The 18,131-nt window shown below is 43.9% G+C and carries 9 protein-coding genes; 2 read left to right on the top strand and 7 right to left on the bottom strand.

The features are described from left to right. Nucleotides 1-16 precede the first annotated feature (16 nt). From LKO28_RS13420 to LKO28_RS13410, 3 genes are all read right to left on the bottom strand, one after another. Entirely contained in the window at nt 17-3,157 is a 3,141-nt protein-coding gene (locus LKO28_RS13420) for a SusC/RagA family TonB-linked outer membrane protein (RefSeq protein WP_227695472.1), read from the bottom strand. Between the two features lie 34 nt (nt 3,158-3,191). Beyond that, nucleotides 3,192-6,056, bottom strand: coding sequence for a TIM-barrel domain-containing protein (locus tag LKO28_RS13415; protein WP_227695471.1), 2,865 nt, complete (start codon nt 6,054-6,056; stop codon nt 3,192-3,194). Nucleotides 6,057-6,222: 166 nt separating this feature from the next. Then, the gene (locus tag LKO28_RS13410) at nt 6,223-10,269 is read right to left on the bottom strand and encodes a hybrid sensor histidine kinase/response regulator transcription factor (RefSeq protein ID WP_227695470.1); all 4,047 of its coding nucleotides are present in this window, start codon (nt 10,267-10,269) and stop codon (nt 6,223-6,225) included. 297 nt (nt 10,270-10,566) lie between these two features. On the opposite strand from LKO28_RS13410, the gene LKO28_RS13405 reads away from it, so the two are divergent. Beyond that, complete coding sequence (locus tag LKO28_RS13405) at nt 10,567-11,550, top strand: aldo/keto reductase (protein ID WP_227695469.1); 984 nt, start codon at nt 10,567-10,569, stop codon at nt 11,548-11,550. An 83-nt stretch (nt 11,551-11,633) separates the two neighbouring features. On the opposite strand, the gene fabD is transcribed toward LKO28_RS13405, so the two are convergent. From fabD to LKO28_RS13385, 4 genes are read right to left on the bottom strand one after another with little or no spacing between them, the layout of a single operon-like run. Beyond that, a complete protein-coding gene (fabD, locus tag LKO28_RS13400; protein WP_227695468.1) occupies nt 11,634-12,524 on the bottom strand; it encodes an ACP S-malonyltransferase in 891 nt (296 codons plus the stop codon). 39 nt (nt 12,525-12,563) lie between these two features. Next, on the bottom strand, nt 12,564-13,793 hold the full coding sequence (locus LKO28_RS13395) for a M16 family metallopeptidase (RefSeq protein WP_227695467.1): 1,230 nt from the start codon (nt 13,791-13,793) through the stop codon (nt 12,564-12,566). Between the two features lie 44 nt (nt 13,794-13,837). Next, entirely contained in the window at nt 13,838-16,657 is a 2,820-nt protein-coding gene (locus LKO28_RS13390; protein ID WP_227695466.1) for an outer membrane beta-barrel protein, read from the bottom strand. Between the two features lie 13 nt (nt 16,658-16,670). Further along, the gene (locus LKO28_RS13385) at nt 16,671-17,393 is read right to left on the bottom strand and encodes a hypothetical protein (protein WP_227695464.1); all 723 of its coding nucleotides are present in this window, start codon (nt 17,391-17,393) and stop codon (nt 16,671-16,673) included. Between the two features lie 135 nt (nt 17,394-17,528). Here LKO28_RS13385 and LKO28_RS13380 point away from each other — a divergent pair, with 135 nt between their 5' ends. Next, nucleotides 17,529-18,125 carry a ribonuclease HII gene (locus LKO28_RS13380; RefSeq protein WP_227695462.1) on the top strand — a complete coding sequence of 199 codons (597 nt, stop codon included), beginning with the start codon at nt 17,529-17,531 and terminating at the stop codon, nt 18,123-18,125. Nucleotides 18,126-18,131: the final 6 nt, after the last annotated feature.

The raw sequence follows: 18,131 nt of genomic DNA, 5'->3' as shown, positions 1-18,131 counted from the left end.
TCAATAATTAAATAGGTTAGAATTTAATATTCGCTCCAAAAAGAACAACTTTAGGTCTAGGATAATACCCCAAGTCAATGCCCGATACCCATCCATCGGTACCGTAACCGATCTCCGGGTCCATGCCGTCATATTTCGTAAATGTCAACAGGTTTTGCCCCTGCACATACAACCGAATCTGACTTGCATATTTCCAGGTCACCAATTTCGAGAAATCATAACCCAAAGTAATATTGGCTATCCGTAAAAAATCACCATCCTGCAAGTATAAGTCCGAGAATTGCCAATTGATATTTGTTTCCGTCACGCGTGGTATTCTATCGGAAGTTCCCTCTCCCGTCCACCTACTCAACACCCGGGTCGTATAATTAGCCTGCTTATTGGTATGGTTACGGTACGATTGCACGATTTTATTTCCGGCTACGCCATACGCATCTACGGAGAGATCAAAATTTTTATAATTAGCCCCTACGTTAAAACCAAAGGTAAAATCAGGCATACCCACACCGAGGTCGATTTTATCCACAGCGTTGATCACACCATCTTTGTTCTGATCCACATATTTCACATCGCCCGGCCTTACACCCGGTTGCAATATCCCATTCCCTTGATCCCGCCAGGCGGCGATATCTGCGTCACTCTGAAATAAGCCCGCTGTCTGGTAACCCCAAAAATAACCAATCGCATGACCGTTTTGTGCCCGGTAAAACTCTTCAGAATTGTCATATAACATATTGATCTGACCATGGATAATACCATCTTCCGTCGGGATCAAACCAACTTTATTTTTATTATAAGCACCGTTGACACCCGCCCGGTAAGCCACCTCTCCCACCTGATCTTTCCATGATAAACCTAATTCTACCCCCGTGTTTTTCACACTTCCGCCATTAATAAAGGGGGCACCGGCACCCGCTGTCGCCAAGATAGGCGGTCGCACCAACCAGTCTTTCGTATTCTTAACATAAAAATCAGCAACCACGTCTAGTCGATTCGCTAAAAAACGCGCATCGATCCCTACGTTAGTCTGTTCCGAAGTTTCCCACGTTAATAACGGATTCGAAAGCCGGCTCGGATAAGCACCCGGCACATTAAAATTTCCCGTACCGAACACATAATGCGCAGCAGGATTATCCGATGTCCAACCGGTAGACGTATTTATCGGTGAAGCAAACTGAAAATCAGCAATATCCTGATTACCTACCTGTCCCCACGAAGCCCTCAATTTCAGAAAATTGATGCCACTTGCTTCCTTCATAAAATCCTCGGACGAAATAATCCATCCTGCCGAAACCGACGGAAAATAGCCCCAACGATTACCTTGGGAAAATTTCGAAGACCCATCAGCCCGTAATGTAGCATTCAATAGATATTTTTCCTGAAAATCATATGCCACCCGGCCAAAATAAGAAACCCGTCTGTATTGATTGTTTGGACCACCGTTTACAAAACGAGTTTCGACAATATTACCGTCGTCATCAAGGTGTGCTTGCCCCGTTGTATTATCTAAGTAAGCATGTGCAAAATCATTAAATTGGGACAACAGATTCCAGTTTGACCCTGATAACGAAGTACCTTGGTACCGCAACGACTCCATTCCCGCCATGGCTGTAAAACGATGATCATCTGCTACTGTAAAATCATAGGTTGCGGTATTTGTCCAAGTAAGCGTATGTCCTTTACCCATACTTTGGTTTACCGTCGTATGATCTGTGTTATAAGCATAAGCAGACAGCTGATATAGCGGCGTAAAACTACGATATTCCGAAGCATGGTAGTTGAACCCGCCTACAGATCTGATCTTTAAACCAGCGATCGGCTCGATCTCGGCATACACATCGGCCAATACCCGTTGTGCGTCGTTTGCGTTATTAGAATTGATCATCATCGATCCGTAAGGATTCCCGTCACCCGTAAACCAAGGGGAATTTGAAGTATCATTGTATGGACTGCCGAACCGATTATTACTCGAATAAACAGGCGATAACGGCGAGGTTATATACGCTCCACGCAAGGTGTTATTATACTGATTACCTACATTAATACCATTATTTTTGATGTAATTAAAGTTCAGGTGTTGTCCAATGGTGACGATCTTATCCAAAAACTTATGCTCTGAATTAATCCGAAAGCCATAACGTTCATAATTAGAAACATTCTTTCCACCACCAATTCCCTCTTGGTTGATATAATTAAGTGACATCGCATAAACTGAGTTTTCCGATCCCCCTGTCAGTCCCAAATTATAGTTCTGCATCTGGGCATTATCCGAAAACATTTGGCGTAACCAGTCGGTATCGGCCAGCCCTTCCATGCTATCAAAGTCGATCAAAGAAGCTCCTGCATTGAGCGCCTGCTCGTTCATGATAATTTTATACTGTTGGGCGTTCAACATGGGGGTAATGCGTCCCACGTTCTGTACACCCGAAAAAGCATCGATAGCCAGCTGACTCCGTCCCGCGGTTCCCATCTTCGTCGTCACCAGCACCACCCCATTGGCAGCCTGAGAACCGTATATAGCCGCTGATGCAGCATCTTTAAGCACATCGATGGATACGATATCAGCGGGATTTAGGATGGTGATATCTCCACCTGGTATCCCATCGATCACATACAATGGCCCAGAGTTCCCGATGGTTCCCAGCCCCCTTACGACCACCTTCATGTCGGCTCCCGGCTGTCCAGACGTCGACGATATGGAGACTCCAGGAGCCTGTCCCTGCAAGGCCTGCAATGGACTGATCTGATTACGTTTTTCTAGATCAGCGCCTTCTACCCGTAAATTAGCCCCCGTGGTTAATTTCTTTTTTTGCGCACCATAACCAATCACCACTACTTCCTCCAGATCCGCATGCTCTTGGCTTAATTCAATACGTAGGTTATCATAGCCTGTAACGTCTACGTTCGCTGTTTTGTATCCTACGTACGATACCGCTAAACGCGTGGGAACAGCCGTTGGAAGTGCAAAATTACCCTCGCCATCCGTCTGCGTGGAGCGTTGCTGACCGATAACATGCACGCTGGCACCCGATATGGCCTCGCCCGTAACGGTCGAGACCACTTTTCCTCGTATCGATTGAGCCCAAGCGTAACCGCTTATAAAAAGCGCTACGAGCAGCATAACCGATCTGTGATACAACTGTCGTTTTCTTCTCATTGTTTTTTAAGTTTATGATATTGGTAAATACTTATTACTTTAATTTTATAGAAGTTTCTTTTCCGTTATAGCTTACGGTCTTCTTTTTTCCAAGGCTAGCATCAATGCCTTTCGCATTTTGTTTAGAGACCAGCACAACGTGAAAAATTCTTTTCTTCGGCATACCGTCAAACGCGCCTACCGTTTTCCCTATTGATAACCTCCCGTCTACATGGTCGTATCGTATCGCGATGGTGCTATAGTTTCCGTTTTCATAATTGTAGTTGTCTCCCTCGTCCTCATACAATTCGAAAAACGCATCCGCACCATCGTAAACATATAACGTTAATTCATCTTGCGGCCGCTCGTTCGTATATTGCAAGTCCCGCCCTATCGGAAGGATAGAACCCGAACGCACAAATACCGGCATACGTCCATAAGGAGCATCAGCTTCGATAGTCTGTCCACCTGCATAAAACTTACCCTGATATAAATCATACCAATCCGCATTTTCCGGTAGATAAACAGCACGTTGCGTAACGCCTGCTTGCGTAACCGGATTGACGAGCAAGGCGGAACCCCACAGGTATTGGTCGTTAATAGCATAAGTCTTTTCATCTTCTGGAAAATCCATGGCAAGTCCACGGATCATCGTATAATCGTCAAAGTAAGTTTTCGCCGCTAAGCTATAATTATAGGACAACATCCTGTAGCGCAAGCGAATATAGTATAGCATGCTTTCGTAGGCTGGATGACCTTCCTCCGCAATATGAAACGGTTCTCGAAACGGAAACTGACCATGTGCACGAAACATCGGAAGAAAAGCCCCATATTGATACCACCTTGTATTCATTTCCCGCCATTCCTCCAAATCCTTTGGCTCCGGTTTATGAAAGCGCTTCTCCACCAAAAAACCACCGGCGTCCATCGTCCAATACGGCGTGCCCGACATCGAAAAATTGATACCTGCGCTGATCTGATCGCGCATATCATGCCAGCGAGATGCAATATCACCGCTCCACGCCGCCGCACTATAACGCTGCTGCCCGGCAAAATACGAACGAGTCAATATAAACACCCTATTTTTAGGATCTGTTTGGCGCTGCCCCTCATATATCCCCTTTGCATTCATCAGGGGAAAAGCATTATAATAACGCACCGACGAACCCATGGCGGGCTGGAACACTGCTTTTCGTTCCTCTAAATTGATATTCGAATGCACATCCGGCTCGCTGGCATCCATCCACCAGGCGTCAATCCCTTTTTTGTACAGCTTGTCATTCATAAGATCCCAAAAGCCTTGCCGAGCATCCTGTTGAAAAGGATCATAAAATGTAGAGGTATACCCTTTACCGATCCAATCTTTTCGGCCATCGTAAATATTACGAAGATATAACCAACCTTGATCCCGGAATGGCTGATAAACAGACGATTCTTCATTTATTTTTGGCCACACCGAAATCATAACCCGAAAGTTTTTATCGTGTAAGCCTTTGATCATCCCATCGGGATCCGGAAAACGGGTCTTGTCAAAATCATGGCTACCCCAGTCGTGCTCCGCCCAATACGACCAATCTTGCACGATATTATCGATCGGAATACGACGCTTCCGAAATTCTTGAGCCACCTCCTCGATCTCTTGCTGTGTTTTATAACGCTCCCGGCTTTGCCAAAAACCGAAACTCCATAAAGGCATAATCGGTGCTTTGCCCGACAGCGCACGATAACCCGATATGACCTCATCCATATCTTTGCCATGGATAAAATAATAGTCTATTGCATCGCCCGCCTCCGAAGCAAAAGAAAAAGTATGCGTCAATTCCTCTGGTAAGGGGCTTTGCCAATTTAGCGTAAAGTACGATTCGCCACCATCCGGAAGCCATTCCATACGGATGTCATACGGCTCACCCGATTTCATTTCCTTAGCGATCTCGAAAGTTCCCGCATTCCATGACTCTCGCCATCTATCTTCCTGCAGCTCTCCATCTATCCACACTTTCATATAGCCCGAATACTTAAAATGCAGCCGGTGCAAGCCCGTATAAGGAGAGGTTATTTGTCCTTCATACAGCACTTTTGCGTTGGCCAACGTGATATCTTTCGGTAGTTTATGCTGATCAGTCAGATACGAATAATCTATAATAGATTCCGGTCTGCTCAACCATACGCTATCCGGATGGTCCCGATGTGCGTAAGTAGCGGTCAACCAACCATCCACTCCTTCTTTGGAAGTGAGTCTAAAAGCATTTAATGGATGTAACGGACGTATATCTCCGGCAGTCGTAATAGCATAATTGTGCCATAAGAGTCCGTAATTCTTGGTGGAGATTAAAAACGGCACACCGATCTCCGTATTATATTGGAGCAAAGTAACACGTCTACCATGATTGTAGTTCATTACGGCATTTTGGTGTTGTCCTAAACCATATAATCCTTCATTTTTCTCGATTTCAAACCCCTGTTCCAGTGCATAAAAAGAATCTCCATTGTATGAAGCAGGCCGGAAACTGTTGCTTCCTCTTTTTCGTTCTCCCAGTATAGTCTGTCCATTTTTGTCCTTAAAAACAATCTGTCCAGTACGTAAGCAAGTCGCCACCACTAGGTTCGCCGTACGCAGATACAGCGTATCCTTCTCTGTTTCAACAGATAGCGAATGGATCAGACGATGCAGGGAGTCCACGACAATAAAGCTTTCACGTGTAGGAAAAGGAACATTGATCGGTAATGCCGTTACACGGACAATATCGTCACGGATCGCATCCAGATAAATATCCTGATCCACAGAGGTTGGTAATCCCGCGAAGCTAATCTTTACGCCATGATCTGTCTTTTGGTAAGTCGCTCGATCTGCAGGTTGTCCAATTGCCTGTATAACGGTGAACAAGAGACTACATAAAATAGTAAGGTGAAGTTTACACATTATCATTAAAGGTTTACGAAATTTAGAGAAAGCCTATGCGGCATTTCCAGTTTATAATTATTACTTCCACAGCAAACATAGGTGGTATTTTGCTGCACCGGAGGGTCATTTTGTTAACTTTTATGGGTTAAAATGTTAACAAAACCTTCCTTATACATCCTTCTGATCACTTCCGATAGGCAGAAGGAACTTCACCGTAAAAATTTTTAAAGTATTTGCTAAATTGTTTTGGTGTTCCGAAACCTACTTCGTAAGAAATTTCACTGACGGTCATCTGCGTATTTTTGAGCAAATCCAGCGCTTTATTTAATCGAATGTTACGGATGAACTCAGTGGGTGTGAATCCGGTCATCGACAATATTTTCTTATAAAGCCCTACGCGGGTCATATTCATCTGCGAGGCCAGTACTTCTACCGAGAAACGCTCACATTGCAAATGTGCTTCTATAATTTGCGTCATCTTCAACACGAAGCGCTCATCCTCATCAACGACCTCCGCTTTGGCCACTTTTACATCAACCTGCCGTTTGTAGTGCTTCTCCATTACTTCTTGTTGGTCGACAAATCCCTTTATTTTAGATAGAAAAACATCGAAGTTAAACGGCTTACTGATAAAGTCTGTTGCACCATGCTGTAATGCCTCAATCTCTTTCTCCTCCGTACCGACGGCGGTAATCAAGACAAACGGGATATGTCTCGTTCGTCCATTCGAGCGTATCTCCTTACAAAAATCTATTCCCGATTTTCCGGGCAAGTGAAGATCTGATACAATAATATCCGGACTGTAGGGATACATGGACTTCCATGCTTCTTCCACTGTATTGTAAACATCAACTTGAAAATAATCGCCGAGATTGTCTTGTAAATAAAACGCGAAATCAGCGTGATCTTCTACCACCATCGCTTTTAACAGATGGCCGCTTTTCATACCACTGTCAAGGTCTTTCCGCATCCTGGCTTCATTGCTTTCCCCTATTTCTTTGCGCACCGGCCCTATAGTATCCGGCAAGACCAATCGAGGTAGCCAAACCTTCACAGTTGTTCCCTCCCCTTCCTCACTCGTAAACAATATGCGACCAGCCATCAAATGCACAAATTCTTTTACGATTGCCAAACCCAGGCCACTTCCCTTTTCACTTATATCCCTTCTATCTTGAACTTGGAAATAGCGTTCAAACACACGATTCTGCACCGCTTTTGGCACACCGACGCCCGTGTCGGCGACCTCCAATCGTATTTCCTCCGTTTGCGATTCTACGCAACAGTTCAGATAAATATGTCCACCTGCATCGGTAAACTTAAAGGCATTCGATAAAAGGTTTAATACCACACGTTCCAGCTTGTCAAAGTCCACGTAAGCTTCCAAAGGTGTAAGAGGCACATTCACCACATACTGAATATGCTTATGTTGCGCGATACTTTCAAATTGCTCCCCTATACGTCGGATAAACGCGGCGACATCACCGTATGTTTTCTTCACTGTATGTTCGTTATTCTCTATACTATTGAAGTCCAATAGCTGGTTAACCAAGTTTAATAGCGATGATGCATTGCGTTCGATGATATCTAAGTATTTTGCTTTTCCGGCATTTTTTTCCGTAACCTTCAACTTTTGTACCGGCGAGATAATCAGACTGATTGGCGTTCTGAATTCATGACTCACATTGGTAAAAAAACGAGTCCGCAATGCTTCCATTTCTTTTGCATGCCTCGCTTTTTCCTCCGCCTGCATCAAATTGAATCGCGTCCGCGCTCTCATTTTCTCCATTTTCCTAAAAAACAGCAGTATGCCCACCACCATCAGTATGTATATAAAATAAGCCCAATTGGTACGCCACCAAGGTGCCAGCATCGTTATTTCTACCAACGACGCAGGTGAAGCGTAAGCGCCATTATGATCCAATCCTCGGATCAACAAGGTGTAATTACCTGCTCCAAGATTGGCGAGTGTAATTTCCATGTTCTCGATATCAAGCCAGTCATTGCCCAATCCCTTGAGCATATACTGTATTTTTGATTCGTCCCGTCCAATAAAGTCGAGATCTGCCAATAAAAGCGTGAAAGTATGTAGCTGATGAGGTACGCGAATAGCCTGCTTACCGTCTACTGCATACAGCCAATCCTTAACAAGCTTCTGTACGTTGCTTGATGACATTCCCCCTCCCAATATGTGAAAATCAACGATAGAAGGCGGATGCCAATTTGTACGGCGGATAGGCTGAGGCGTATATATATTAAAGCCCTCAGAACCACCAAAAAGTAATCTACCGTCCTTCAGCTTCAAGATGGCCCGTTCGTTGAAATTGGAGGATTGCAGGCCATCAGATCGGTCATAACCTTGTATGGTATAATTATCCGATTCCCGAATATACTGAATGCGGGATATTCCTGTTGGAGCTGTCGCCCATATATCACCGAAATCGTCCATAGCCAATCCGACGATAACATTGTCAATCAATCCTTGAGCAGTAGACAGATAAGTGATCTTGGTTTCAGATATAATATTAATTCCCGTCTGCGTCGCTACCCAAATATTACCCATGCGATCTTCTAGTAAATCCGAAACAACATTATTAGTCAATGTTCTATTTTCCGATCCTTCATCATACACGATTACGACACCCTCCGGCGATAATTTAGCCAAGCCATTAGACGTTCCCATCCAGATATTTCCGCGTCGGTCTTCGATAAACTTAGCATTACATGACGAGCTAAAATCAGTGGAGAAGACGGATTTGAAACGTTGGAAACGTCCCGTAGTTTTATCCAATAAATCAATACCTCCCGACAACAATCCTACCCAAAAACGTGCTTTGGAATCCTGAAAAACACTCCACACGCAATTATCATTTATCGTTGTCGAACTCTCCGAAGCATGCAAAAAGCGTATAAACTTTCCGTCTTTAAATTTATTAAGCCCCCCGTGGTAGGTGCCCACCCATAGGTTTTCCTCCTCATCTATGTGTAAACTAACAACTACGTTACTTCCCAGCGAATGATTATCCTGATTATCATGCTTATAGGATCGGAAAGTGTGATCTTTCGGATCAAACCGCAACAATCCGCCACCATTTGTTCCGATCCAGATTATACCCTTTTTATCTTCGACAAAACAATTGATATCATTGAAGGGTAAACTCTCCGGATAACCTGCCTGATTTTGATACAAACTGAAATAATTTAAATCGGGATGATAGTAACTAACCCCTCCCTTGTATGTCCCTACCCACATGATACCGTCATTATCCTTGTACATCGCTGTTGTACTATTGTAGGGAAGTGACGACATATTTGCTCGATCATGGACGAGATATTCAACTTTTTCGGTGTGGAGGTCGAATACGTTGATGCCTCCATGATCCGTCGCAAGCCAAACGGTATGACCCAACTGTTGTATACTGCTGATCGTATTATTATTGGTGGGATAGGTTCCTCCTAACTGTCTGAAAACCGCAGCTTTTGAACTTAACGTTTTATAATACAGCGCGCCGAAAGGAAAATTTTTAGCGCACACCCAAACACCAGAAAAATCGTCTATAAATAGCTGAAAGTTAGGATTTTCTACCAAACGCTCAAATATAAATGTGATATATTGTTGAGGCTGCAAATTTTGGCTATCCAGAGACACCACTTCGCCGTGATCCGATACTAACAACAATACGTGGCGAACGGCGTCTAAACGAATATCCGTAATCTTACCCGACAAATCAACTTCACAACGTGTAGCTTCCTGCTTTATTCCGCTATCTCGTGAACAATACAAATCGCCGTTTTCATACAGCACATAAGAAGTCCTTTCCGCCATGATTATCTTACGAACATCGCCAGCTACAAACCCTTTACCAACCAGTATACTATCGACGTTCCAGCTAAAAGAATCGCTGGTATGTTCATATATACAGTTCCCCTTATTCGTTCTTACCCAAAGTTTTTGATCAAAGCCCATAAACAAATCAATAATCGCGTTATTGATCAAGGAAGACACATCGTTCGGTTTATTGGAGTAGGATTTAAAACGATATCCATCGTAACGGCTTAGTCCTGTATTGGTGCCAAACCATAAAAAACCAGCTTCATCTTTTAGGATGGTGTTAATATGATTGCTCACCAGGCCTTCGTCTACAGTCAGGTGTTTAAAGTTAACCGTCTCCTGTCCATAACAATAAAAGCACAGGCACAGCGAAACATAAAAAAGTGTTATTCTGCTTATCATTGGTATGCTTCGATAACTTTAGAACGCTAAAGATAGTCAATCCGTGCTACGAAACAAGCGGAGCTCGTACAAATTTCCCTTAATTAAAAGCACCTATTTCTTGACAAAGAGCTCAAATTCTTCGCGGGATACCTTAGATTTATTTTTCATTTATGTACGATAGTTATATATTGTATTTACGGAATATCCTAGAAAACCGGCTATATTCGAACGTGACTAAAAGACATTACATTATTCTATGATAGCTCTGAACAACATTGCAGGAAAATAGAATTGACATTTAATATAGAAAAAGAAATGAATTATAGAATTTTTAAAGGTGACCAGATTGCGGCAATAGGATTGGGAACTTGGCAGTTAGGGAGCGCCGATTGGGGAAAAATAGACGAAGCCAATGCATTGGACATCCTGAACACTTATGTAGAAGCAGGTGGGAATTTTATCGATACAGCCGACGTTTATGGCATGGGAACCAGCGAACGCCTGATTGGAAAATTCCTAAAACAGACCGACAAGAAGGTTTATGTCGCAACGAAATTGGGCAGGCGGGACGATGCGCCAAACGGATGGCCTCAAAACTTCACTTATGACGCTATACGACGGCATGTAGAGGATTCGTTGACACATCTTGGACTGGACCAACTATATCTGGAGCAGCTACACTGTATTCCGACTGCAGTTCTTCGTAAAGGAGAGGTTTTTGACCACCTCCGCCGTATACAAGAAGAAGGTCTTATCCAGCATTTCGGCGTGAGTGTCGAGACGGTTGAAGAAGCGCTTATCTGTCTCGAGCATCGGGACGTCGCTTCTTTACAGATTATATTCAATCTGTTCCGTCAGCATCTAGCAGATGAATTTTTTGACAAAGCCAGCACGCAAGGTACAGCGCTTATCGCCCGGGTACCCTTAGCGAGCGGTCTCCTTAGTGGGAAATTCAATCGTTCGACAATTTTTAACGATAAGGATCACCGCCATTATAACGCCAACGGAGATGCTTTTAATGTAGGTGAAACTTTCAGTGGTATTGCATTTGAAAAGGGCATCGAATTATTGGAGGAAATCAAAAGCATCCTTCCTAAAGGGAACTTGGCACAACAAAGTATTAAGTGGATATTGCAACATCCCGCAATCACGACCGTCATTCCCGGAGCAAGCAAAGTGGAGCAGGTACAGTCCAATATTGCAGCCGCAAAACAACCAGACCTAGATGACGACACCCTCCAAAATCTTAAAAGACTCTATACCAATCGGATTCGTCAAGAAATCCGGGGAAAGTATTAATATGCAATCGTCGCTCTAAAGCGTCATTATTTCAAACAAAAAGCCACTTATTGTGGCTTTTTTATTTTATTCTAGCAGTTTACCTATTCATTGATCGATGCCGCAGAAGTTTGCACGGAACGATCTACCTTTTTCACTAATCCTTGCAGCACATTTCCCGGACCGACTTCTACGAAAGCTTCTATCCCATCCGCTAACATTTGTTGTACCGTTTGTGTCCAGCGAACAGCCCCGGTTAACTGTGCGATTAAATTTGCTTTAATCTGCGTCGGATCCGTGTACGGCTTCGCATCCACATTTTGCACGATCGGACAAACCGGTGCGTTGATCACGGTTTCTTCGATAGCAGCCTGCAATTCTACCTTCGCAGGTTCCATCAGCGGCGAGTGGAATGCGCCCCCGACGTTTAATTTCAAGGCCCGCTTAGCCCCCGCTTCAGTCAATAGAACACACGCTTTATCCACGCCTTCGATTGTTCCCGATATTACCAATTGGCCCGGGCAATTGTAATTTGCGGCCACCACGACATCTTCTACCTGCGCACATATTTTCTCTACGGTCTCATCATCCAATCCCAAAATGGCCGCCATGGTTGAGGGCTGTGCTTCACAAGCGCGCTGCATCGCATTCGCGCGCTTCGCGACCAATCGTAGCCCGTCCTCAAAAGATAGAGCTCCCGCAGCTACCAATGCCGAGAACTCGCCAAGCGAATGGCCAGCTACCATTGTCGGTTGAAAGCTATCTCCTAAAGCTTTCGCCAAAATCACCGAATGCAAGAAAATCGCTGGCTGCGTTACTTTCGTCTGTTTCAAATCCTCGTCCGTCCCCGAAAACATGATATCGGTGATACGGAACCCTAAAATGTCATTTGCCTGTTCAAAAAGAGCCTTAGCCTCTTCATTTAAATTGTATAAGTCTTGCCCCATTCCGACGAACTGAGCACCCTGACCGGGAAAAATATATGCTGTTTTCATATTACAAAGTAAACAATTTTTTAAATACGGGGTCTTGCTTTACATTTCGGGCACAAAGGCCAATGAGATCAATTTCTGCTCATCAAACACATCCTGTGCAATGTGCAATAGGTCCTGTACAGATACGGCATCTAGCTTTTCAAACACTTCGTTCAACGTAATGACGCGGTCGTAGTCCATCAAGTTTTTTGCTTCCGCAATAATCATACTCATCCTATTTTCTTCCGCTAACGCAATTTGTCCCTTGAACTTATTTTTTGCCTTTCGCAGCTGATTTTCGGAGACACCCTTTGTTTTCAATTTATCCAGCTCCCGAAACACGATCTTTTTGGCACGTTTTATTTTTTCGTCATCCGTTCCAAGATAAATCGTGAATAAACCCGTATCGGTAAAAAGCGTATAGTTAGATTCAATGGTATAGGCAATCCCATACTTTTCCCGTACTGCCAAATTCAGAATGGAGGTCATTCCATAGCCACCCAACATGTTATTAAGCAGGAGAAGCCCGGCTTTTCTATCGTCATGAATACTGTACGCCGGTGCACCCAACATAAAATGTACTTGATTGATAGGCTTCTTCAGTTCAATGTGTTCGGATTCGATTACAAAAGACTCCTGACGAGTACGGGCCGGCTTATTTTCCAGAATAGGTTCGAAATAGCGTTTTAACATCCGCTCCACGGCTTTCAGCTCGTAATCTCCTGTTATGCCGATAACGATCTCATCCGTCCGGTAATTCTTCTGGATAAATTGGTGAACGTCCGCTTGTGTAAAACTCAACAGATCCTGCTCCAAACCCAGAATATTATGGCCTAATCCAGAACGTTTAAAAATCAGGTCTTCATAATCATCCATAATAGATTCTTCCGGATTATCCCTATACGAGGCCATTTCGTCGATGATCACGCCTTTTTCTTTCTCCATCTCATCCGTCGGGAACGTAGAATGGAAGATAATATCTTCAAATAAATCGAGTGCCCGATGGAGGTGTGGCTGTAGGATAGATGCGTGTATACAGGTGTATTCTTTCGTAGTATACGCATTTAAATCACCCCCGACAGCCTCCAAGTGATGGAGGATCTGTTGGGTAGATCGTCTTTCCGTTTGTTTAAACAATAAATGCTCAATAAAGTGAGCTACACCATATTTACCCGCTTCTTCATCGCGAGAGCCAGCATTTACGACCAAACAGGTATGCGTAATGGGAGAAATCTGACGGTGAAATACCGCCCGGATACCGTTATCCAAGCGGATAATTTCATATTCCATATGTATCAAAGTCAAACCTCAAAAGTAGCAATAAAAAAGGACATTTACATCCGTGGCCGACGCATGCCCCCCGGCCCGCTATCTTCTTGGAAAGGGTTCATTCCCGAAAACTTCTGAAATCTAAAGGTAAACGTCAACATAAAATACCGTCCTAAGCGATTCGTACGCGAGTCCGTCAATATATCGCCCACCGTTCTATTGATATTAATCTGCTGATCTAATAAATCAAACGCCTGTAAACGTATCGTACCCCGTTGTCCTTTCAACATGCGTTGCTCAATATACGTATTAATGATGAACGGGTTTTCGGTCGCGCGGTACCCTTTATTAAACGTCTTGGACACATCAGCTCCAAAAATGGTTGTCGGTGTGATATTTACCGAACCGATCAACGTTGGCGAAAAAGATGAAACATTCCCTTGCGAATACTGAGGCAGCGATGATTTCGTGATGTTATAGGAATACCGTGCACCGGGGCTAATTTCTAACTTTTCCGACGGGGTATAGCGAAAAAACAAACCTTGCATCAAGACCGTGTTATTCGTGATGTTTTTATCCCCGGCTATCGCTTCCGGATCCTCCGCAATGTACGCCACATTCTTATTATAGTTGACACTACCCATATACATAATGTTATAGGTCTTGTCTTTTAGGGATCGCCCTAGGTGGTAAAATGAATTCACTGAGTAAACAGGCTCGGATTCATTTAAATACCGGACCTCCTGATAAATACCATCTCCCTCAACGGGATACCGCTTATTAAAAGACACGATTTTGTCCGTCGTTAAATTAGCACTGACCGTCGCAAAGAACGTTTTCCCTTTTTGGAAATCACCACTGCGGAAACGGATACGGCCACTGTGTTGGAATTCCGGATCTAGATTAGGATTCCCGATCGTCGTACTCGTACGGTTTGTACTGACTTCAAAGGGTAGTATTTGCGACACACCCGGCTCCGAAGCACGTGCCGAATAATTGAAGGTAATATTCGATTGCCTTGAAAATCTATATTCAAACCGAGCGATCGGAATGATATTAAAATTTTTCCGATCGATAACCGCAGATTCTGACGAACTGTAGGCATTCCCACTCAACACCGTAGGTTGAACTGCCGCGCCTATACTATACTTAATTTTATCCTTGTCATAAGAATAATTTGCCCCCACGCGATGCGAATTAAAGGCATAATCGTAATCATACGCATAGTTCAATACCGCCGCATTGTCTAAGGTATTATCAATCGGGTTGCCATTTCGATCGAATCCACTTTGTCGATCAAAGTTATCATATTTATTCACATTGAAATCGTAGGTCAACTCCACCCGGCTATTTTCGCCAAGAGGTTCCGTATAAGAAACCGATGTTCCCGCATTCCAGCTTTTGTTCTGTGCTTCCCGTATCGTCTGTTCATAGATTTCACCAATCGTTTGATCCTGATTATTCGGATCATAAATCAATCGATCCAAAATCTGGTTATAATCGTTTTCCGAAACGGCATTGTCGTAATTAAAATTGACGAAAAAGTTCCTACCCTTATCGTTCAAGCGTCTATTATACAATCCGCTTATGCCGTAACGTGGCGCATTACTACCGTTCAATTGGGTCTGCGCTTGCGTATAATCTAGCACATTATTTAAATAAAACATGGAATTATCCAGATTATCCGCATTGTTCTTATTGAATCCCAACTGCGGCGTTAATTTCAAGTAATCTCTTTCGGAGATGTTCCACTCCACATTAGCTTCCATACGATGATTCGTACGGATCCTATTGTTATCTTGATCGCTATCCACGCCCATATTCTGTCCAATGTATTCGGTGAATGATTGCGTTTGCGTACTGTTGTCATCACGGCCAAAGGAATACGAACCATATACTTTGAATCGATCACTGAAATCATGCCGGACATTCAAACCAATGGATCCCACCTGGGTGATCCCATCGCCGCCACCACCCATGCCGCCGCCACGACCACCACCACCGCCACTGCGCCGACGCGCGCCGCCCCCCATGGTGTTAAAATCAAATAAACTGGCATTCATATTATTTAAGTTTCCCAATACAGAAACTTGTGTCTTATCCGTCAACCCCATCCACATACCCGTGGTTTGAAATCGCTCTTCCGTTCCGTAGCCGACGCGCAGCGTAGCCGTTTGTCCTTTATTATATTCGGGGTCTATTTGAATATTTAAAACTTTCTCCGAATCTCCGGTTCGATTTCCCGTGAGGTTCGCCATGTCTCCATAATCATCGATCACTTGCATTTTCTCGATGATGTTGGCGGGGAGATTTTGCGTAGCCGTTTTCACATCACCCCCAAAAAAATCTTTTCCATTAATACGAACACGGGTGACCTGTTCGCCTTGAGCAGTTACATTCCCGTCCTTATCGACTTCTACCCCTTGTAGTCTTTTCAAAGCATCTTCTGCTAGCGCACCTTCCCGGAGTTTCAGATCCTTGGTGGAATATTCAACCGTATCACCTTTTACTTGTACGGTGATCACCCCATCAATAACGACTTCCTCCAACATATTCGCTATTCCTTGCAATTGAAACGACGGGATCGTCATTTTATCCTGCCCCGGTGAAAAACTGAATTCCCGCGCAAAAGGCTCAAAGCCTAAGCTGCTTACTTTGATGGTAAAGGTTTCCGATTTGACGTTGTTAAATATAAATATCCCCGCCGGCGAAGCACTCGTTCCTAACGTATCTTTATTCCCCTCCAACTGCACAGAAGCTCCGGCCACTACCCGGGATTCATCGTCCCGTAACATCCCCTGCACCGTTTTACCTGTTTGTGCCACAGCATGGAGCGCGGATAACCAGACCGCCAGACCACAAATTATTGTCGAAAAAGCTCTCATTTTTTTATGTATACTAATCTAATGTTGTTTCTAAAAGTACCGTTAGTGTTCGTTTATCTTTGGATCGCGAAGCCTGACGCCCACGATCGGATCCATACCTACCGCGCGACCCGCCCGAGACCACTTTCTTCGTGGAAATTAAAGGCGTGAACCCATCATATACGCCTAGCTTCAGTGTCGCTACCGGCGCTATATAATCCAATAACGATTTGGGCACGACCGCTTCATAAAATAATTTTTCACTGTCCATACGGGCTATCGCCTGTATACCGTATCCATTTTCTAAGGCCAATAGACCGTTAGGCACCGTCGGGAATCCGTACACCAAGTACCCCCTCGATCGGCTAATGAATGCCGTTTTAACATCCAGGTCAGCGGCATGCTCCTCGCTCCTCATCGCACGCTTCACCTCATTATCGGGATAAGGAAATAGAAATTGAATATCATCTCGGTTTCTTTGATTAGACTGTATAGTCAACAACACACCGTTTCTAGCAGCCATATGTTGCACCAAGGGGTCATCCACCCGAACCGCGATGTACAGGTGATCGGCATCCTGCGCCAACTGATAAAACCAATTGCTTTCTTGGGCCACGTTGTGCATAACATCCCATTCTCCTAAATCGGCATCGATTGTTATATCCGATAAAAACGGAATCACTACCTTTTGCTTTTTCTGTGCAAAAGAAGGGCTTAAAGCCCAAACCAATAATAAACCAAGAAAAATTCTTTTCATTGTTAGTTATGCTTGCTATGTGAATGCATTTTTATAGACTCAGACATCAGCGGAAAGTAAAAAAGAAGAAATGCATTTTTATCGAATATCACATACATGTTACATACCGTCCCGAAATGTTTGTATTTTAGCAGGATGTTATTATCCACTTTTCAACAAGATTTGATAGAGGCAGGCTGTGATGAGGCGGGAAGAGGGTGCTTAGCCGGACCTGTTTTTGCTGCAGCGGTTATTTTTCCACCCGATTACTGCAACACACTGCTCAACGACTCTAAACAGCTTTCCGAAAAGAAAAGAATGGCTTTACGTCCTGTGATCGAAAATGAAGCATTAGATTTCGCCGTAGCCAGCGTCTCTGCAGAAGAAATCGACCGCATCAATATTTTAAATGCCTCCTATTTAGCGATGCATCGAGCCTTAGATCAACTTAAAACAAAAGCGGCATATATCATCGTAGATGGTAACCGGTTTAAGGCTTATCAGAACACCCCTCATCAATGCATTGTAAAAGGGGATGGCAAATATTTATCCATTGCGGCCGCATCCATTTTGGCAAAGACCTATCGGGATGAATACATGCAACAGCTAGCCTGTAAATTCCCGCATTACGATTGGTTATCCAACAAGGGTTACCCAACCATTAAGCACCGGAACGCTATCCTAGAATATGGTATTAGTCCGCATCATAGAAAATCGTTCCGGGTAACGGACCCGCTGCCGAAGTTACTTTAAAAGGGT

Source organism: Sphingobacterium sp. FBM7-1 (genome assembly GCF_020687765.1).
Taxonomy (GTDB): domain Bacteria; phylum Bacteroidota; class Bacteroidia; order Sphingobacteriales; family Sphingobacteriaceae; genus Sphingobacterium.
This window is presented reverse-complemented; position numbering and strand designations above follow the sequence as displayed.